Raw genomic sequence first — 18,761 nt, 5'->3', positions numbered from 1 at the left:
GGGCTGCGCGCCGTCGAGGAACGTGGCGGGGCGCAGCGGGCGGCGATCGACGCGCAGGTCGAACACGTCGAAGCGATTGTAGTAGCCGACCACGTCCTGGAACTGCTTCGGCACCACGCATTTCGCCAGATCGATGTCGGCGTAGACGATGCCTTCCTCGTCGCGCAGCACCTCGCTGATCACGCGTCCGTCCGGCCCGAAGATCATCGACACGCTCTTCGGCGATTCTTCGAGCAGGCGGCGCGCGCGGGCGTCGTCGCGGGCGATCAGGTCGATCGCCTCGGGCGGCAGGAAGCCCGACGCGACGATGTTGAACAGCTTGCCCTCGAACGCGTGCGCGCCCGCGCGCAGCCGGATCGCCGCTTCCAGGTCGTAGCCGCCCTCGCCGGGCGGATGGGTGGGCCAGCGCGGCGAGAACGACGACACATGCACGTTCTCGCCCTGCGCCAGCAGCGCGAACCGCGCCAGCGAATTGGTGTTCTCGCCGCACACCAGCGCGCCGATCCGGCCGAGCGGGGTATCCACGACGCGCAGCCCGCTGCCGTCGCCGTTGGCCCAGGTCAGCTTTTCCCAATAGGTCGGCACCAGCTTGCGATGGCGGTTCAGCAGCCGGCCGTCGCTGCCGATCAGCAGGTTGGTATCCCAGATGCAGGCCGGGCTGACGGGCGTGCCTTCGTTGATGCCGATCGACACGATCACGCCGTGACGCCGCGCGCATTCCTGCAATTGCCGCACCTCGGGGCCGGGCACCGTGATCGCGCTGGAGGCGAGGCGATGGAAGAACTCGTGCACGTCGACCGGTGCGAACACGCCCGACCACACCGGGAACGACGAGACGAACGCCTCGGGGAACGCCACCAGCGCCGCGCCGTTGGCGGCGGCCTCGGCGATCAGCGCGCAGGCCTTGTCGACGGTGCGGGGCGTGTCGAAGTAATAGGGCGCGACGTGGCAGGCGGCCGCGCGAAATGCCGGATAGGTGTTCATGATCGACGGGAGGGAGCGGGTAGCGGGAGAGCGATCATTCTCGGGCGGCTACCTGCCGGTGTCGATGTACAGTGCTTCGCGAAAATGGTGGCACACGGGGTGCTGCTGAAGCATTGCCTGTGCGTTCAGGCTGGCGCGTCGGTGCTCAGGAAGTCGGTGAATGCGAAAACGCTGACACCCGGGCTTGCCGTCAGCGCACTGCCCGCGCATTCATTCCTCAGCCCCCGCACTCAGAAAATCGACGAATTCCCGCGTGTAGTTCGGCAGTGCATCGAACTCGCGCGCACACAGCACGAGCCGCCGATAGGCCCAGTCGTCGGTCAGCTCGACGGTGGCGAGCTGCATGGTGCGCATCGCGCGTTGCGCGGCGTGCCGCGACACGATGCCGACCCCCACGCCGCTCTCGATCACGCGGCAGATCGCGTCGAAGCTGCGCAACTGCGCGCGGTAGGTGATGCGCTTGCCGAGCGAGCGCGCCTGATCGGCCAGGTGCGCATGAAGCGCGCTGCCGTCGGTCAGGCCGACGAATTCCGCGCCGACGATCTCCTCGAACGACACCGTCTTGCGCCGTGCGAGCGGATCGGACGCGGCCGCCACCACCAGCAGCCAATCCTCGCGGAACGGCCGCTGTTCGAGGCCGTCCAGCCCGACCGAATCGGCCACGATGCCCACGTCGGCCGTGCGGCTGCGGATCGCGTGGACGATGTCCTCGCTCGACCGCTCCTCGACGCTGATCGAGATCTGCGGATGCGCCGGCAAGTAGGCGGCCAGCGCGTCGGGCAGGTATTCGCTGAGCGAGGCGGTGTTGCACAGCAGCCGAATTCGCGCGCGCAGCCCCTCGCCGAACTGCTGCAACTCGCCGTGCATCTGCTCGATCTGCTGCAGCACCACGCGCGCGTGATGTTCGAGCGAGCGGCCCGCGTCGGTCGGCTGTGCGCCGCCCTTGGTGCGATGCAGCAGCGGCACGCCGAGCGTGTCCTCCATGCCGCGAATCCGCTCGCTGGCCGATTGCAGCGTGATATGCGTGCGTTCCGCGCCGCCGGTGATGCTGCCGGCCTGGCACACGTTCAGGAACAGCCGCAGGTCGGTGAGATCGAATCGCATGGGGGAAGGCTCGGGTAGTCGGCAACGGACAGGCAGGCGATACGCTAACAGGGATCGCGGTGCGGCGGTGTCAGGCCGTGCCTGAGGCGCCCTGAGCGAGATCCGCATGGTGGCGGCAGCGGGGCGCGCGCATCATGCCTCGCACGACGCCGGATTGCGTCGTGCGATCAACGGCAAGGTGACGGAAATGGATGGCAGTCCCGATTGGTTCGTCTCGTTCAAGCTCGCGCTGCATCTCGTGATGCTGTGCATCGGCGCGGCTACCGCGTGGGCCGCGTTGCTCGACCGGTTCGCTTGAGCGCGTGGCCTGCCGCTTGCCGCTTACTTGCGGCCGACCAGGTATTCGACACCGTCCGGGCCGCAGGTTTCGAGATGCGGGATGTTCGGCAGCAGATGGAACACGTCACCGGGGCGGTAGCAGGTGTCCACGCCCGCCACGCGCAGCGTGATCTCGCCGGCCACGATCAGCGCGCGGGCCTCGAACGGATGCGTGTGTTCGTCGAGCGTGCCGGCGCCGCGCTTGACGGGTACGGGCGCGGGGAAACCGTCGCGGGCGAGTTCGGCGAGGAAGGTGGGCTGGTCCATGGGATGGCTCCGGGGCGGTATCGAGGTAGTGGGGGCGGGCACGATCGGCCGGTAGAGACGCAGTATGCGCGAATCCGCCTCGCCGCACTTTGTCAGATTTGTTTGCATCCGCTTACAGGTGCCGCGCGCCGATTTTGAGATCCTTGCCGGCTGATCCGTCGAGCCGAATTCCGCATGTATTCTCAGTTTTCCTCACTGTCCCGTGGCGTCGTCCGGTGTGTTGCGTTGGCGGCCGCGCTGGCCGCCGTGGGTGCCGTCGCCGGCTGCGCTAGCGGCCCGCAGCCGGTGCCGCCGAGCGACGCGTTGGCCGGTGCCCGGCCCGCCGTTCAGGCCCCGGCGGTATCGGCCGCCGACGCGGCGCAGATCGTGCGCGCGACGCGCCGCCACGCCCAGCGCGTCGCGCTGGCCTGGCCCGCCGACGGCCCGGTGGTGGAGGGCTTCCAACCCGGCCGCAATCGCGGCATCCGGATCGCGATGGGCTCGGCCGGCGCCGTGCGCGCCGCCGCCGACGGCCGTGTGATGTATGCGGGCACCGGCCTCAACGACTACGGCTCGCTCGTGATCGTCCAGCACAACGCCGATTTCCTGACCGCCTACGCGCGCAGCAGCCGGCTGCTGGTGAAGACCGGCGACATCGTCCGCCAGGGCGAGCCGATCGCCGAGGCGGGCGGGGCGGTGATGTTCGAAGTGCGGCGCGACGGCAAGCCGGTCGATCCGGCCGGGTATCTGCCGGTGCGGCAGGGCTGAACGCGGGCCGAACGTCGTGCGTGCATGTCGGAGTGGGCTAACGCGTGCCGGACGTCGAGCGCGCTTGCAAGAATGCGCGAACGCGAGCCGCGCGTGACGCAGGTCGGCCTATATCCCCTACGCGACGCGACACATGCGACAGCGATGCGAACCATTCGCCCGCCGCGTCTGTCAGAATCGGCTCCGGCGCATCCGCCGTGCCACGCGGCCGCGATCCGCCCCGATCCCCTTGCCACGACATCCACTTCCTGCCATGACCCATTCCCCGCTTCGCCGCTCGCTGTTGCTCGCCGCCGTGTCCGCCCCCGTTCTGGCCGCCTGCGCCACGTCGCGCCAGGGCAGCGCCAAGGTCGCCGACGCCGAGCGCCAGCTCGCGGCGATCGAAGCCTCGTTCGGCGGCCGGCTCGGCGTCGCCGCGATCGATACCGGCAGCAAGGCCCGCATCATGTATCGCGCCGACGAACGCTTCGCGTTTTGCAGCACGTTCAAGACGATCCTCGTGTCCGCCGTGCTGGCGCGCGCGAGCGGCGACGCGCGGCTGATGTCGAGCGTGATCCGCTACACGCCGCACGATCTCGTCAACTACTCGCCGGTGTCGAGCAAGCACGTGGCCACCGGCATGACGGTGGCGGCCTTGTGCGCCGCCGCGCTGCAATACAGCGACAACTCGGCCGCGAACCTGCTGATTCGCCTGCTCGGCGGCCCGGCGGCGGTTACCGCCTACGCGCGTTCCACCGGCGACGCCGCGTTCCGGCTCGACCGCATCGAAACCGAGCTGAACGACGCCGTGCCCGGCGACGAACGCGACACCACCACGCCGGGCGCGATGGCCGAAACGCTGCGGCGCGTCACGCTCGGCGACACGCTCGATCCGGCGGGCCGCGCCCAGCTCGTCACGTGGATGCTCGGCAACACCACCGGCGACACCCGCATTCGCGCCGGTGCGCCGGCCGGCTGGCGCGTGGCCGACAAGACGGGCAGCGGCGATTACGGCAGCGCGAACGACGTGGCCGTGCTGTATTCGCCGAGCCGCGCGCCGGTCGTGCTGGCCGTGTACACCACGCGCCCGGCCAAGGATGCGGCCTACGACAACGCGGCGATCGCGTCGGTCGCGCGGATCGTCACGTCGGTGTTTGCGTGATCCGGTGCGGGTAGCGCCGAATCGCCCGAACCGCGGTTCGTCGGCCGTCTAGCGGTAATTCACGGTGACCACCATGGCATCGCCGCGCCGCGCTTCGGCCGGCAGTGCGATCGGCGCACCGGACGCGACGAGCGCCGCGGTCGCGAGCGTGCGTTTGTCGAGCGCGTCCGCGAACGTGATTTCGGCGGATGCAGGGCGGGCGCAGCGCGGTTGAAGATGCGTTGCGTCGAGGCCGAACGCGCACGGCGGCTCGACGATCCGGCCCGAGAAGTGGATCGTGCCGCTCTCGGCGTGTGCTCCGTGGCTGGCGGTGGCGGCTGCCGCCAGTATCAGCATGGCGAACGACAGTCGCAGCGAATCGGCGGAGTGACGGCGCGGCAGCAACGACGCGGTGAATGGCAGGCGGTGATTCATGTCGGACTCCAGAATTGTAGGCTCGGGAACGGCCGGCATGGCGCGAGGGACATGCAGCGGCTCGTTCACTGGTAATGACGACATTTCCGGGGTGAGACTTAAATCGAATTCGCGGCGATCTTGCCGGGCAGGGCCGGCAGCGCGAAGAAAAGCGGGGTAGAAGGCGGTGACGATAGGCGGCGCGGAGGAACCCGGGCGCTGCCAGGCGGCAGCGCCCGCACCAGCCTCAGCGGGCGCGCTTGCGCACCGCGCCGACCACCACCAGCAGCACGATCGCGCCGATGATCGAGGCGATCCAGCCGGCGCCCTGGCCGGGCTGATACCAGCCGGCCGCGCGGCCGATATAGCCGGCGATGACCGAACCGGCGATGCCGAGCACGATGGTCATGACGATGCCCATCTGGTCGTCGCCGGGTTTCAGCGCGCGGGCGAGCAAGCCGACCACCAGGCCGACCACGAGCGTTTCGATGAGATGAATCACGGGCGCTCCTTATTCAGTTGAACAAAAATGCAGCGCCGGGCGGTCGTTCCGGTCACGCGATCCGCCGGACCTGCCGTGCGATGGTACGACAGTCGCGGGCCCGCTTGCGAGTGCGTGCCGGGGTGCGCTTGCCTCGCACGCCGTGTCGGGCTCAGGCCTCGGCTCGCCGGTAGCCGTCGATCGCGCGCAGCAGCGTGCGCGTATAGTCGCTCGCCACGCGCGCCTCGCGCAGCGCCGCGATTTCCAGTTGCTCGACCACCGCGCCGTGCTGCATGACGGCCAGCCGCTCGCACAGAAAGCCGATCACGGCGAGGTTGTGGCTGACCAGCAGCATCGTCAGCCCGCGCTCGCGATGCAGCCGCCGCAGCAGGTTCAGGATTTCGGCCTGCACGGACACGTCGAGCGCCGAGGTCGGTTCGTCGAGCAGCAACACGCGCGGCTCGACGATCAGCGCGCGGGCGATCGCCACGCGCTGGCGCTGTCCACCAGAAAGCTGATGCGGATAGCGGAAGCGGAACGCCGGCCCCAGCCCGACCTCGGCCAGCGCGCGCGGAATGCGCGTGTCGGCGTCGGCGATGCCGTGGATCGCGAGCGGTTCGCGCAGCGTCTCGTCGACGGTGAAGCGCGGGTGCAGCGATGCGTAGGGGTCCTGAAACACCATCTGCACATCGCGGCGGAACGCGCGGTCGAGCTTGCCGCTCACGGCGCGGCCATCGATCGCGAGCGTGCCGCCGGCCAGCGGCGCGAGGCCGGTCAGCGCGCGCAGCAGCGTGGATTTGCCCGAACCCGATTCGCCCACCAGCCCGAACGCGCCGCCGCGCGCCACCGCGAAGCTGACGTCGCGCACGGCGTCGACATGGCCGGTGCGCGTGGCGAACCGCACCGAGGCGTGGCGCACGTCGATCATCGGCGCCTCGGGTGCGTCGGATGCTTTCGAGTCAGCGGCTGCGTTCATCGTCCGGTCTCCTCGAACCAGGCCGGGTCGCGCGCGAGCACCGGCAGTTGATCGGGCGGCGCTTGCAGCGGCGGCGTCGCATTGAGCAGCCCGCGCGTGTACGGGTGTTGCGCGTGCGCGAGATCGCGCGCGGCGCAGGTTTCCACCACGCGGCCCCCCACCATCACGGCCACCCGGTCGCAGAACGACATCACGAGCGGCAGGTCGTGGCTGATGAACATCAGGCTCGAGCCATGCCGCGCCACCATCGCGTCGAGCACGGCGAGCACCTGCATCGAGACGGCGGTGTCGAGCGCGGAGGTGGGCTCGTCGGCGATCAGCAGGCGCGGGCCGGTGGACACCATCATCGCGATCATCACGCGCTGGCCCATGCCGCCCGACAGCTCGTGCGGCCAGGCGTCGGCCACGCGTTGCGGGTCGCGAATCTCCACCGCCGCGAGCGCCTCGACGATCCGCTCGCGCAGCGCCCGCCCGCGCAGGCCCGGCTCGCGCAGCCGGAACGCCTCGGCCATCTGCTGCGCCACCGTCATCACCGGGTTCAGCGAATATTTGGGATCCTGAAGAATCATCGCGATCTCGGCGCCGCACAGCTTGCGCCGTTCGGCCGCGCGCATTGCTTGCAGGTCGCGGCCGGCGAAGCGCAGCGTGCGCGCCGACCATTGCGCGGCGTCGGGCAGCAGGCCGAGCAGCGCGCGCCCGGTCAGCGATTTGCCGGAGCCGGATTCGCCGACGATGCCGAGCCGCTCGCCCGGCGCGAGCGTCAGCGACAAATCGCGCACCGCGTCGGTGACTTGGCCGTCGTGGCCGCGAAAGCCGATCCGCAGCCCGTCGATCTCGACGAGCGGCGCGGCCGGCGGGGAGGGTGCGTGGGTCATCGGTTCAGGCTCCGTGGCGCGGGTCGAGCACGTCGCGCAGCCCGTCGCCGAGCAGGTTGAAGGCGAGGCTGACGAGCAGGATCGCGCCGCCGGGCAGCGTGGCCACCCACCAGGCGTCGAGCAGCACGTTGCGGCCCGAGGCCACCATGAAGCCCCATTCCGGGCTGGGCGGCTGCGCGCCGAGGCCGAGAAAGCCGAGCCCGGCCACCGTCAGGATGATGCCGGCCATGTCGAGCGTGGCGCGCACGATCACCGACGACAGGCACATCGGCACGATGTAGCGGCGCAGGATGCGCGTGCCCGAGGCGCCTTGCAGGCGTGCGGCGTGGATGAAATCGGCCTGCGCGATGCGCAGGGTTTCGGCGCGCGCGAGCCGCGCGTAGGCGGGCCACGCGGTGATCGAGATCGCCACCACCGCGTTGACCACGCCCGGCCCGAGCGCGGCCGCGAACGCCAGCGCCAGCACGATCTTCGGGAACGCCAGCGCGATGTCGGTGATGCGCATCAGCACGCTGTCGACGAAGCCGCCCACGAAGCCGGCCGTGGTGCCGATCAGCACGCCGATCGGCACCACGATCGCCACCACCAGGATCGCGATGCCGAGCGTGATGCGCGAGCCGGCGATCAGGCGCGAGAGGATGTCGCGGCCGAGCTGGTCGGTGCCGAGCCAGTACGAGGGCGAGCCGGGCGGCAGCAGCCGGTCGTTCAGCACCTGGCGCAGCGGGTCGTGCGGCATCGCCAGCGGCGCGGCAATTGCGAGCAGCACCAGCGCGGTCAGGATCGCCAGGCCGAGCAGGTTCAGCGGGTTGCGGGCGAAGCGGCGCCAGCGGCGGTAAGCCAAGCCGAGCGAGGCCTGCGAGCGCGAGGCGGGCGCGTCGCTGAGCAGCCAGGCGCGCCAGCGCGGGCCGGGCGCGGCGTCGGGGGAAACGGGAGGCTGGGTCATCGGGGGGAATCCGTTCGGGGCGGCGGTTCGGGGCGGCAGGTCGGGGCGGCAAGTCAGCGCGCGCGCGGATCGAACACGCGGTAGAGCGCGTCGGTCAGCAGGTTGATCGTGATGAACATCGCGCCGATCACGAGCGTGGCGCCGAGCACGGCGTTCATGTCGCCGTTCAGCAGCGCGCCGGTCAGGTACGAGCCGATGCCGGGCCACGCGAACACGATCTCGGTCAGCACCGAACCTTCGAGCAGGTTGCTGTAGGTCAGCGCGATCACCGTGAGCAGCGGCACGGCGATATTGCCGAACGCGTGCCGCCAGATCACGCGCCGCTCGGGCACGCCCTTGGCGCGCGCGGTGACGATGTATTCCTGGCTCAACTGGTCGAGCATGAACGAGCGCGTCATGCGGCTCAGATAGGCCACCGAGTAGTAGCCGAGGATCGCGGCCGGCAGCGCGATGTGCGAGAGCGCGTTGCGGAACACGTCCCACTCGCCGGCCAGCGCGGAATCTACCAGCAGGCTGCCGGTGCGCGTGTCGACCATGCCGTCCCAGGCCGGGTCGAGCCGGCCCGGGCCGCCCACCCAGTGCAGCTTCGCGTAGAACAGCAGCAGGCCCATCAGGCCGAGCCAGAACACCGGCACCGAGCTGCCGATCAGGCCGACGAAGCGCGCGAGGTGATCGATCGGGCGGTTGTGGCGCACCGCGGCGGCCACGCCGAGCGGCACGCCGATGCCGATGCCGATCACGGTGGCAATGGTGGCGAGTTCGAGCGTGGCCGGGAACACGCGCAGGATGTCGTCGCGCACCGGGTTCGAGGTCAGCAGCGAGATGCCGAGGTTGCCGTGCAGCACGTCGCGCGCGTAGATCAGGAATTGCGTGAGCAGCGGCCGGTCGAGGCCCAGCGCCGCGCGCTCGGCCGCGTAGGCGGCGGGCGAGGCGCGGTCGCCGAGCACCGCCAGCACCGGATCGATCGGCACCTTGCGGCCGATCACGAAGGTCAGCGCGAGCAGCCCCGCGAAGGTGATCGCCAGCGTCAGCGCCCAGCGCACGATGCGCAGCGTCCAGCGCGCGAGCGGGCGTCGCGCGGGCAGCGTGCGCAGCGCGTCGAACAGCGTGATGGGGGACGACATCGAGGCGGCAGTCTCCTGGGAGGGGAAGTCGGGCGCGGCGCGGATCGGCGGCCATCGGCTGCCGATTGCGCGCGAACCCGAAGTATGCCGGATGCGCCGGGCGCGGCAAACCCGCTTGGCGCCGCCGCGCCGCGCCTACTTCTTCAATTGCCGATACGACACGAGATCGTTGATCGGCCCGACCGCGAGGCCGGACACGCCCGGCGCGGTGGCGACTTGCGCCACCTTCTCGAACAGGATCACGAACGGCGAATCGGCCAGCATCGCGCGCTGCATCGCCTGATACCGCTTTGCGCGTTGTGCCGGCGACGGCTCGGCCAGCGCCGCGTCGGTCTGCTTGGTCAGCTCCGGAATGGCCCAGGCGTTGCGCCAGGCCAGCATCTTGTAGCGTGAGCCGTCCGAATTGTCGGGATTCCAGGCGAAGCCCTGCGCGTTGCTGTGCGGATCGATGTAATCGGCCGACCAGTCGCCGATGTAGATGTCGTGCTGGCGCGCGCGGTATTTCGACAGCGTCTGCTTGTTGTCGCCGGGGATCAGCGTGAGCTTGATGCCGGCCTGCGCGAAGTTGGCCTGGATCGCCTGCGCGATCTCGGTGTACGGGTAGTCGTTGCGCACGTCCATCGTCACGGCGAAGCCGTTCGGCACGCCGGCCTTGGCCAGCAGCGCGCGGGCCTTCGCCACGTCGAGGTGATATGGGTTGTCGTCGAGCGTGCCCAGGAAGCCTTCGGGCAGGAAGGTCTGGTGCACCTTGTAGATGGTCTTGACGACGTTGCGCTGGATGCCGTCGTAGTCCACCAGCCATTTCAGCGCTTGCTGCACCTCGGGCTTGGCGAGCGTGGGGTTCTTGGTGTTCAGGCCGAGATAGAGCAGCGTGGCCTGCGGCGAGGCCGTGACCTTCGCCTTGCCGCTGTGCGCCACGGCCGCGAGATCGTCGGGGCTCAGGTCGCGCGCGGCGTCGATGTCGCCGCTTTCGAGCATCAGCCGCTGGGTCGCGGCTTCGGGCACGTGACGCAGCACGATGCGCTTCATCGCCAGCGGCAGCCGGTAGCCGTCGAAGCGTTGCAGCACGAGGCTGTCGCCGGGCGTCCACTTGACGAGCCGGTAGCCGCCCGAGCCGGCTTCGTGGGTCTTGAGCCAGCCGTTGCCGAAATCGCCGTTCTGCTGCTGCGAGAGCAGCAGCGCGCGATCGACCACCGAGGCCGGCCACGCGCCGAGCACGTTGAGCACGAAGGTGGGCGCGTATTTGCGGTCGGTGCGGATCGTGACCGTGTGCGCGTCGACGGCTTGCACGTTTTGCCGGACGTTGGCGGGCGTGAGGCCGATGCCGGCCAGCACCGCGGCCGGGCCCTTGTCGAGCAGCACCGCGCGCTGGATCGACCAGGCCACGTCCTCGGCCGCGAGCGGGTTGCCGGAATGGAACTTGAGGCCGTCGCGCAGCGTGAACGTGAAGGTGGTGCCGTCGGCGTCCACCTTCCACGACTGGGCGACGTCGCCGTCGAACTTCGACGGGTCCTTCAGGTTCACGCGCACCAGCCGGTCGTACACGTTCGCGATGTATTCCTCGGGCACCAGTTCGTAGACTTCGGCCGGATCGAGCGTCGAGAACTCGTCGAGCAGCGTGGCCATCACGAACATGTCTTTCGGCGTGGCCGCCAGCGCGTCGCGCGCGGGCAGACCGGACAGCGCGACGCAGGTGGAGAGGGCGGCCAGCGCCACCAGCAGGCGCGGTTTTTTCGGTGTCATTCGCAGGTTCATATGCAGGTTCATACGCACTCCGTCGAATCGGGCACCGGTATTACATCAGACATTCGAGCGCGCACTAAGCGCGTCAAAAATCCGCCGCGCCTACTTCTTCAACGTCCGATACGACGTCAGATCGTTGATCGGCCCGATTTCCGGCCCGCTCACGCCGGGCCGCGTGGCGACCTGCACCACCTTCTCGAACATGATCACGAACGGCGAGCGGTCGAGCACGGCCTGCTGGAGCTTGCGGTAGAGCGCCGCGCGCTTGGCGGGCGACGGCTCGGCCAGCGCCGCGTCGGTCTGCTTGGTCAGCTCCGGAATGGCCCAGGCATTGCGCCAGGCCAGCATGCGCGATGGCGAGCTGTCCGAATTGTCCGGATTCCAGGCGAACCCGCGCGCGTTGCTGTTCGGGTCCATGTAGTCGGGCGACCACTCGCCGATGAAGATGTCGTGCTGGCGCGCGCGGTACTTGCCGATCGCCTGCTTGGCGTCGCCCGGCAGCAGCTTCACGCGGATGCCGGCCTGCGCGAAGTTCGCCTGCAGCGCCTGCGCGATCTCCACGTACGGATAATCGTTCGGCATGTCCATCGTCACGTCGAAGCCATTCGGCAGCCCGGCCTTGGCCAGCAGCGCCTTTGCCTTGGCCACGTCGCGATGGTACGGGTTGCTGTCGAGCACGCCGAGGAAGCCGTCGGGCAGGAAGGTCTCGTGCACCTTGTAGGTGGTCGAGACGATGTTGCGCTGGATGCCGTCGTAATCCACCAGCCACTTCATCGCCTGCTGCACCTCGGGCTTGGCGAGGTTCGGGTTCTTGGTGTTCAGGCTCAGGTACATCAGCGCGGCCACCGGCGTGGCGGCCACCTGGATCTTGCCGGCCTTGGCGAGGCTCGCGAGGCTGTCGGGGCTCAGGTTGCGCGCGGCATCGGCGTCGCCGTTCTCCAGCAGCAGCCGCTGCGCCGAGGCTTCCGGCACGTGGCGCAGCACGATGCGCTTCATAGGGTAGGGCTGCGGATAGCCGTCGAAGCGTTGCAGCACGAGGCTCTCGTTGGCTGTCCACTTGACCAGTTGATACGGGCCGGAGCCGGCGTCGTGCGTCTTGAGCCAGGCGTTGCCGAAATCGCCACCGCGCGCGTTGGCTTCCAGCAGCTTGCGATCGACGATCGAGCCGGGGCCGGCGCTCAGCACGTTCAGCACGAAGCTCGGCGCGGTCTTGCGGTCGGTTTGCAGCGTGACGGTGGTGGCGTCCACGGCGCGCACCTTCTGCATGACGTTGTCCTTGGTGAGGCCCAGGTCGGCCAGCACGCTGGCCGGCCCCTTGCCGAGCAGCACGGTGCGCTGCAGCGACCAGGCCACGTCGTCGGCCGTCACCGGGTTGCCGGAGTGGAATTTCAGGCCGGGCCTGAGCTTGAACGTGTAGGTCAGGCCGTCGGCGCCGACGCTCCACGATTGCGCGATGCGGCCGTCGAATTTCGACGGATCGCGCAGGTCCACGCGCACCAGCCGCTCATACACGTTGGCCACGTATTCGGACGGCACCAGTTCGTAGATCTCGGCCGGATCGAGCGTGGTGAATTCGCCGATCTGGGTGGCGATCACGTAGATGCCGGGCGGCGTCGCGGCCGTGGCGGGAACGGCGGGCGCCAGCGCCGCGAGCGCGGCGGTGACGGCGAGCGTGGACATCAGGCGCTTCATGCAGGCTCCGTCGAATCGAATGAATCCGCGATTCTCTCATTAATGCCCGGGCCTTCCGGGGCGGCGTCGCGCATGTCCCCCATGTCACCAATACAGCACGAAGCGGCCGTCCTCGCGTTGCAGGCCGTGGCCTTGCAGCGTGATGCGCGCCACGCCGCCGTCGCAGGCAAGCACGGCCTGATGCGTGACGAGCCCGTCGTGCACCACCAGCATGCCGTCGCGGTAGGGGAAGAACGCGGGCTCGCCGTCGGCGTTGCCGTCGCTTTCGGCGGGCTCGGCGGGCCAGTGCCGCAGCCCGCTGCCGGGCGGCGTGGATAACGACAGCGTGAAGCTGATCAGCCCGCCCGGCGTGGGCTCGTGCGCGGGGAACACGTCGCGGAATTGCAGGTCGCGGTGGACGTTCGCCACCGGCTTGCCGAACGCCGGATGCGGCAGATAGATATGGAAGCCGGGCAGCGCGGCGCGATCGTCGGCGGCGGCCAGCACGGCGGGCGCGCCGAGCCGGGCCGACAGCGCGGCGGCCACCGTGTCGAGCAGTGGCCGGAATTGCGCGTCGAGCAGCGCGTTGGCGGCGTGGCGCGCGGCGTCATCGGCATACAGGCCGGTGCCGTGCGGGCCATGGTCGAGATAGGCGGCCAGCCCCAGCGTGAAGAACGGCGCGACCGGATGGCGTGGCCGCCAGTGCTCGCGCAGTTGCAGCACGCGCCGCCCCCAGTCCTTGCGCGCGGCCGGGTCGAGCAGGTCGAGGTGGATCGGCTCGCGCAGCCGGGCGGCGGCGGGCAGCATGACGGGCTGGGCGATGGGCAGCGTGGCGGGAGCGCTCATGGCCGCATTGTCGGCTCGCGCGCGCGGCGGCGCGGCCGGCGATGCGATCCGGCGTAGCGCGGATGCGAAGCGACGGGCCGCCTACGCGGCGCGGTAATGCGAATCGGTGGGGATTTCGTCGGGCAGCGGTGCGCCGGCGGTTTCGAGCAGCGAGCGCTCGATCTGGCGCGTCAGCGTGTCGAGCGCGAGGTGGTGCGGCCCGGTGCCGAACGGCTCGGCGATATGGCCGGCGATGGTATCGAGCGCGATCAGCGTGTACGACACGAACACCGACACGAACGGCGTGGCGAAGCCGATCGAATCGACCAGCCCGAACGGCAGCATCATGCAGTACGAATAGATCGTGCGATGCAGCAGCACGTGATACGGGAACGGGATCGGCGTGGAGGCGATCCGCTCGCAGCCGGCCAGCTTCTCGCCAAGTGTGTTCAGTTGCGCGTCGAGCATCCACAGCCGGGTGTCGCTCAGTTCACCGGCGCGCTGGCGTTCGGCCAGCCGGCCGCGCAGCAGATGCAGGATCGCCACCGGCCGGAACCGTGCGGCGGCCACCTGCGAGAAGGCTTCGGCGTCGAGGTACTGCGCGAGATCCTCGGCCGGATCGCTGCCGCGCAACTGGTGCTTCATCGCGTAGACGAACGCGATCACGGTGCGCGCGAAGCCGGCGCCGTCGTCGGTTGCGCCGTAGGCCAGCGCCTGCGAAACCAGCGCGCGCCCGGCGGTCAGCACGCCGCCCCACAGCTTGCGCGCTTCCCAATAGCGGTCGTAGCTGGCGTTGTTGCGGAACGCCGCGAAGATCGCCAGTGCAAGGCCGGCCAGCGTGAACGGGGTGGGGTTCAGCGGCACCTTGGTGCCGAGGATGCGGCCGTCGGTCAGCAGCGCGAGCAGGCTGATCACGGTCATCACGGCGAGCTGCGGCAGGATCGATTGCAGCACCGAGCCGTTCCAGACGAACAGCATCCGGAACCAGTGTTCGCGTGGGCGAATGATCATGACGGCAACTCCGATGCGGCGGGTGAAGCGGGTAACGCTACCAGAAACGCGATGCCTTGCCGACACGGCGCGCCATCGGGCACGCCGCGCCGGCGGCAAACAGGGAACGGCAAACGGAAAAGGAACGGGACGCGGCGGCGCTCGCCGCCGCGCCCTGGACGATCAGGCCGCGGCGCGCTGGACGGCCGCGCGGTGCATCAGCACCGGGATCGACTTCGAGGTGGGCGTGTTGGCGATGTCGGCCGTGCTGTCGAGTGGCACCAGCGGGTTGGTTTCCGGGTAGTAGGCGCCCAGGCAGCCGCGCGGGATGTCGTACTCCACCAGCAGGAAGCCGTCGGCGCGGCGCTCGATGCCGTCGTGCCACACGGTTTCCAGGTCGATCCAGTCGCCGGCCTTGAAGCCGAGCATCGCCAGGTCGTCCTTGTTGGCGAACACCACGCGGCGCTGGCCGAACACGCCGCGATAGCGGTCGTCGAGCGCGTAGATGGTGGTGTTGTACTGGTCGTGCGAGCGCGTGGTCATCAGCGTCAGCAGCTTCTCGCCGTGCTGCGCGCGGGCGCGCTGGATCGGCGTGTCGGTCGGCAACGGGTGCGCGATGAAGTTTGCCTTGCGGTTCGGCGTGATCCAGTCGCGCTCGCGCGAGGCCACCCGCAGGTGGAAGCCGCCCGGCTGGGCGATCTTCTCGTTGTAGTTCTCGAAGCCGGGCAGCACGGCCTCGATCGCATCGCGGATCAGCGCGTAATCGTTGATGTAGGCCTGCCAGTCGACCGAATCGCCCGGGCCGAACAGCGCCATCGCCATCCTCGCGACGATCGCCGTCTCCGACAGCAGGTTGGGCGAGGCCGGCTGGTTCATGCCGTACGAGACGTGCACCATGCTCATCGAATCTTCCACCGTCACGCCCTGCGACACGCCGTTCTGCAGGTCGATCTCGGTGCGGCCCATGGTCGGCAGGATCAGCGCGTCCTGGCCGTGGATCAGATGGCTGCGGTTCAGCTTGGTGGTGATGTGCACCGTCAGCGCGCAACGGCGCAGGCCGTCCCAGGTGCGCGGCGTGTCGGGCGTGGCCATCGCGAAGTTGCCGCCCAGGCCGATGAACACCTTGACGTGGTCTTCCAGCATCGCCTCGATGGTTTCCACCACGTCGTAGCCGTGATGGCGCGGCGGCTCGAAACCGTACACCTTGCCGAGGCTGTCGAGGAACGCCATGGTGGGCTTTTCCTCGATGCCGATCGTGCGGTTGCCCTGCACGTTCGAGTGGCCGCGCACGGGGCACAGGCCTGCGCCTTCGCGGCCGATGTTGCCGCGCATCAGCATCAGGTTCGACAGCATGTGGATGGTCTGCACCGAATGCTTGTGCTGCGTGATGCCCATGCCCCAGGTGGCGATCACGCGCTCGCTCGATGCGTACAGCTCGGCCAGCGAATCGATCTGTGCGTACGACACGCCGCTCTCGGCGGTCAGCGCGGCCCAATCCTCGGCACGCAGGTCGTCGGCGAATGCGTCGAAGCCGGCGCAGTGTTCGTCGATGAACGCCACGTCCAGCACGCGCGGCCGGCCGGCCAGCACGGCTGCGTCGTCGAATTCGAGCACGCGCTTGGCCACACCCTTGATCAGCGCGAAATCGCCGCCGATGGTCGGCTGCACGAAGCGCGAGGCGATCTTGGTGCTGCCCATGGTCAGCATCTCGATCGGGCTTTGCGGATCGGAGAAGCGTTCCAGGCCGCGCTCCTTGAGCGGATTGATCGAGACGATGGTGGCGCCGCGCTTGGCCGCCTCGCGCAGCTCGCCGAGCATGCGCGGATGGTTGGTGGCCGGGTTCTGGCCGAAGATCATCAGCAGGTCGGCGTGCTCGAAATCGTGCAGCGTGACGGTGCCCTTGCCGACCCCGACCGTGGCCGGCAGGCCGCGGCTGGTGGCCTCGTGGCACATGTTCGAGCAGTCGGGGAAATTGTTGGTGCCGAAGCGGCGCACCATCAACTGATACAGGAACGCGGCTTCGTTGCTGGCGCGGCCCGAGGTGTAGAACGCGGCGCGGTTCGGGTTGTCGAGCGTGTTCAGGTGGCGCGCGATCAGTGCGAACGCGTCGTCCCAGCCGATCGGCAGGTAGCGGTCGCTGGCGGCGTCGTACACCATCGGGTCGGTCAGGCGGCCGTGCTGTTCGAGTTCGTAGTCGGACTGTTCGAGCAGGGCGGTGACGGTGTTGGCGGCGAAGAAATCCGGCCCCACGCGCTTCGAGGTGGCTTCGGCGGCCACGGCCTTGACGCCGTTTTCGCAGAATTCGAAGGTGGACGCGTGCTGGCGGTCGGGCCAGGCGCAGCCCGGGCAATCGAAGCCGTCCGGCTGGTTCTGGCGGAACAGCGTGCGGTAGTTGCCGCCCGATACCCGTTCCTTGATCAGGTTGATCGCAACCTGCTTGACGGCCCCCCAGCCCGCTGCGGCGTGGTGGTAGGGTTCGATGCGCGGAGTCGGAGCTTTCTTCTTCATGGCTGCTACGTGTCGTAAGGCCGCCTCTAGCGGCGATGGAAGCAGCGTACCTTTGCCGCAGTGCGTCATGGGTACACACCTGCTGCAACTGAAAAAGAGTACAGTTGCGTTTTCTCAGTACACCTGAGTCTGGAACTGTGCTTCAGAATAATTCGAACGAGGCTGCATGAAGCGTTACGAGAAGCTGGCCGACGAGATCGACGACATGATCCGGCGCGGCGTGTATTTGCCGGGCGAGCGGATTCCGTCGGTGCGGCAGGCGAGTCATCAGCACGATCTGAGCATCACCACCGTGGTGCGCGCCTATCTGGTGCTGGAAAGCCGTGGCGCGATCGAGAGCCGGCCGCAGTCGGGCTATTTCGTGCGGGCGCGCGAGGTGGCGGCCGACGAGCCGGCGCTGAACGTCAGCACGCCGATTGCCGTGTCGTCGACGGTGGACGTGAGCCGGCTGGTGCTGTCCACACTGCGCACCATCGCCCGCGACGACGCCGTGCCGCTCGGTTCGCCGTATCCCGATTCGGCGCTGTTTCCGTCGCAGCGGATCGCGCGCCACATGCACGGCATTGCGCGCCGCCGCACGCGCTGGGGCGTGATCGACGACCTGCCGCCCGGCAACCCCGAACTGATCCGCCAGATCGCGCGACGCTATGGCGAGCGCGGCATCGCCGTCGATCCGAACGAGATCGTCGTGACGATCGGCGCGACCGAGGCGATCAACCTGTGCCTGCAGGCGGTGGCACGGCCCGGCGACACCATCGCCGTCGAATCGCCCACCTTCTACGCGATGCTGCACGCGATCGAGCGGCTCGGCATGCGCGCGATCGAGGTGGCCACGCACCCGGTGGACGGTATCGACCTCGACGCGCTGGCGCGCATCCTCGATCGCGAGAAGATCGCCGCGTGCATGGTGATGCCGAATTTCCAGAACCCGCTCGGCTTTCGGATGAGCGACGCGCGCAAGGCCGCGCTGGTCGAGCTGCTGGCGCGCCACGACGTGCCGGCCATCGAGAACGACGTCTATCACGAGCTGTATTACGGCGAGGTGCGGCCCAGCGCGCTGAAGTCGTTCGATCGGCGCGGGCTGGTGCTGCATTGCGCGTCGTTTTCGAAGAGCTTGTCGCCGGCCTATCGGGTCGGCTGGGCGATGCCGGGCCGCTACCGCGATCAGGTCGAGAAGCTCAAGTTCCTGAACACGCTGGCCACGCCCGCACTCGACCAACTGGCGATCGCCGAATATTTGCGCCACGACGGCTACGACCACCATCTGCGGCGCATCCGCAAGGCCTTTGCCCAGCAGGCCAACCTGATGGCCGCGATGGTGCGGCGCTTCTTTCCCGACGGCACGCGCATTTCCCAGCCGGCCGGCGGCTACGTGCTGTGGGTCGAGCTGCCGGCCGGCTGCGATGCGATGGCGCTGTATCAACTGGCGCTGGCCGAGGGCATCACGATCGGGCCGGGGCACATGTTCTCGACCACCGGCAACTACCAGCATTGCATCCGGCTCAACTACAGTTACCCGTGGTCGCCGCAGATCGAGGAGGCGGTGCGCACGCTGGGCCGGCTGGTGGCGGCGGCGGTGCGCGGGGAGGGTGGCGAGGGTGGCGAGGGTGGCGAGGGTGGCGCGGCGGGAGCGCGCGGCAAGGGCGACGAGGCCGGAGGGAGCGGCAAGGG

General features: G+C 69.1%; 17 protein-coding genes and 1 pseudogene. 4 read left to right on the top strand and 14 right to left on the bottom strand.

The genetic code is table 11. From position 1 onward, the window contains the following. The coding region (locus tag ACYP33_RS01960; protein WP_459619365.1) for a carbon-nitrogen hydrolase family protein at nucleotides 1-984 on the bottom strand (984 nt) is incomplete at its 3' end. Nucleotides 985-1,194: 210 nt separating this feature from the next. Continuing rightward, nucleotides 1,195-2,088 carry a LysR family transcriptional regulator gene (locus tag ACYP33_RS01955; protein WP_414447353.1) on the bottom strand — a complete coding sequence of 298 codons (894 nt, stop codon included), beginning with the start codon at nucleotides 2,086-2,088 and terminating at the stop codon, nucleotides 1,195-1,197. Between the two features lie 106 nt (nucleotides 2,089-2,194). On the opposite strand from ACYP33_RS01955, the gene ACYP33_RS01950 reads away from it, so the two are divergent. After that, nucleotides 2,195-2,386 carry a hypothetical protein gene (locus tag ACYP33_RS01950; protein ID WP_459619363.1) on the top strand — a complete coding sequence of 64 codons (192 nt, stop codon included), beginning with the start codon at nucleotides 2,195-2,197 and terminating at the stop codon, nucleotides 2,384-2,386. Between the two features lie 23 nt (nucleotides 2,387-2,409). Here the strand turns inward: ACYP33_RS01950 and ACYP33_RS01945 are convergent, their stop codons facing one another. Continuing rightward, a complete protein-coding gene (locus ACYP33_RS01945) occupies nucleotides 2,410-2,673 on the bottom strand; it encodes a cupin domain-containing protein (protein WP_459619361.1) in 264 nt (87 codons plus the stop codon). A gap of 174 nt (nucleotides 2,674-2,847) precedes the next feature. On the opposite strand from ACYP33_RS01945, the gene ACYP33_RS01940 reads away from it, so the two are divergent. Together ACYP33_RS01940 and bla are read left to right on the top strand one after the other, a co-directional pair. Then, nucleotides 2,848-3,420 (top strand): murein hydrolase activator EnvC family protein, encoded by a 573-nt coding sequence (locus ACYP33_RS01940; protein ID WP_414447356.1) that lies wholly within the window; start codon nucleotides 2,848-2,850, stop codon nucleotides 3,418-3,420. A gap of 253 nt (nucleotides 3,421-3,673) precedes the next feature. Next, nucleotides 3,674-4,561: a class A beta-lactamase gene (gene bla, locus ACYP33_RS01935; RefSeq protein WP_459619359.1), complete on the top strand. Its 888-nt coding sequence runs from the start codon at nucleotides 3,674-3,676 to the stop codon at nucleotides 4,559-4,561. Nucleotides 4,562-4,609: 48 nt separating this feature from the next. On the opposite strand, the gene ACYP33_RS01930 is transcribed toward bla, so the two are convergent. From ACYP33_RS01930 to ACYP33_RS01880, 11 genes are all read right to left on the bottom strand, one after another. Continuing rightward, entirely contained in the window at nucleotides 4,610-5,044 is a 435-nt protein-coding gene (locus ACYP33_RS01930) for a hypothetical protein (protein WP_459619357.1), read from the bottom strand. A gap of 157 nt (nucleotides 5,045-5,201) precedes the next feature. Next, nucleotides 5,202-5,456: a GlsB/YeaQ/YmgE family stress response membrane protein gene (locus ACYP33_RS01925; protein WP_459619355.1), complete on the bottom strand. Its 255-nt coding sequence runs from the start codon at nucleotides 5,454-5,456 to the stop codon at nucleotides 5,202-5,204. Between the two features lie 151 nt (nucleotides 5,457-5,607). Then, nucleotides 5,608-6,363, bottom strand: a complete 756-nt coding sequence (locus ACYP33_RS01920) for an ABC transporter ATP-binding protein (RefSeq protein WP_414449175.1) — start codon at nucleotides 6,361-6,363, stop codon at nucleotides 5,608-5,610. 44 nt (nucleotides 6,364-6,407) lie between these two features. Then, nucleotides 6,408-7,286: an ABC transporter ATP-binding protein gene (locus tag ACYP33_RS01915; RefSeq protein WP_414439464.1), complete on the bottom strand. Its 879-nt coding sequence runs from the start codon at nucleotides 7,284-7,286 to the stop codon at nucleotides 6,408-6,410. Between the two features lie 4 nt (nucleotides 7,287-7,290). After that, a complete protein-coding gene (gene nikC / locus ACYP33_RS01910; protein ID WP_459619353.1) occupies nucleotides 7,291-8,229 on the bottom strand; it encodes a nickel transporter permease in 939 nt (312 codons plus the stop codon). A 53-nt stretch (nucleotides 8,230-8,282) separates the two neighbouring features. Continuing rightward, entirely contained in the window at nucleotides 8,283-9,353 is a 1,071-nt protein-coding gene (locus ACYP33_RS01905; protein WP_414447361.1) for an ABC transporter permease, read from the bottom strand. Between the two features lie 135 nt (nucleotides 9,354-9,488). Then, entirely contained in the window at nucleotides 9,489-11,096 is a 1,608-nt protein-coding gene (locus ACYP33_RS01900) for an ABC transporter substrate-binding protein (protein ID WP_459619352.1), read from the bottom strand. Between the two features lie 102 nt (nucleotides 11,097-11,198). Then, nucleotides 11,199-12,788 carry an ABC transporter substrate-binding protein gene (locus ACYP33_RS01895; RefSeq protein WP_414447364.1) on the bottom strand — a complete coding sequence of 530 codons (1,590 nt, stop codon included), beginning with the start codon at nucleotides 12,786-12,788 and terminating at the stop codon, nucleotides 11,199-11,201. 84 nt (nucleotides 12,789-12,872) lie between these two features. Continuing rightward, a complete protein-coding gene (locus ACYP33_RS01890) occupies nucleotides 12,873-13,613 on the bottom strand; it encodes a hypothetical protein (RefSeq protein ID WP_459619350.1) in 741 nt (246 codons plus the stop codon). Between the two features lie 81 nt (nucleotides 13,614-13,694). Next, nucleotides 13,695-14,603: a bestrophin family protein gene (locus ACYP33_RS01885; protein WP_414439458.1), complete on the bottom strand. Its 909-nt coding sequence runs from the start codon at nucleotides 14,601-14,603 to the stop codon at nucleotides 13,695-13,697. 162 nt (nucleotides 14,604-14,765) lie between these two features. Next, nucleotides 14,766-17,090 carry an FdhF/YdeP family oxidoreductase gene (locus ACYP33_RS01880; protein ID WP_459619348.1) on the bottom strand — a complete coding sequence of 775 codons (2,325 nt, stop codon included), beginning with the start codon at nucleotides 17,088-17,090 and terminating at the stop codon, nucleotides 14,766-14,768. A gap of 166 nt (nucleotides 17,091-17,256) precedes the next feature. On the opposite strand from ACYP33_RS01880, the pseudogene ACYP33_RS01875 reads away from it, so the two are divergent. Continuing rightward, a pseudogene (locus ACYP33_RS01875) lies at nucleotides 17,257-18,672 on the top strand (aminotransferase-like domain-containing protein); the annotation flags it as partial. Between the last annotated feature and the right edge of the window lie 89 nt (nucleotides 18,673-18,761).

It is taken from the genome of Burkholderia sp. 3C (assembly GCF_054589155.1).
Note: the sequence above shows the minus strand (reverse complement) of the source record. Positions and strands in the feature narration are given on the sequence as shown.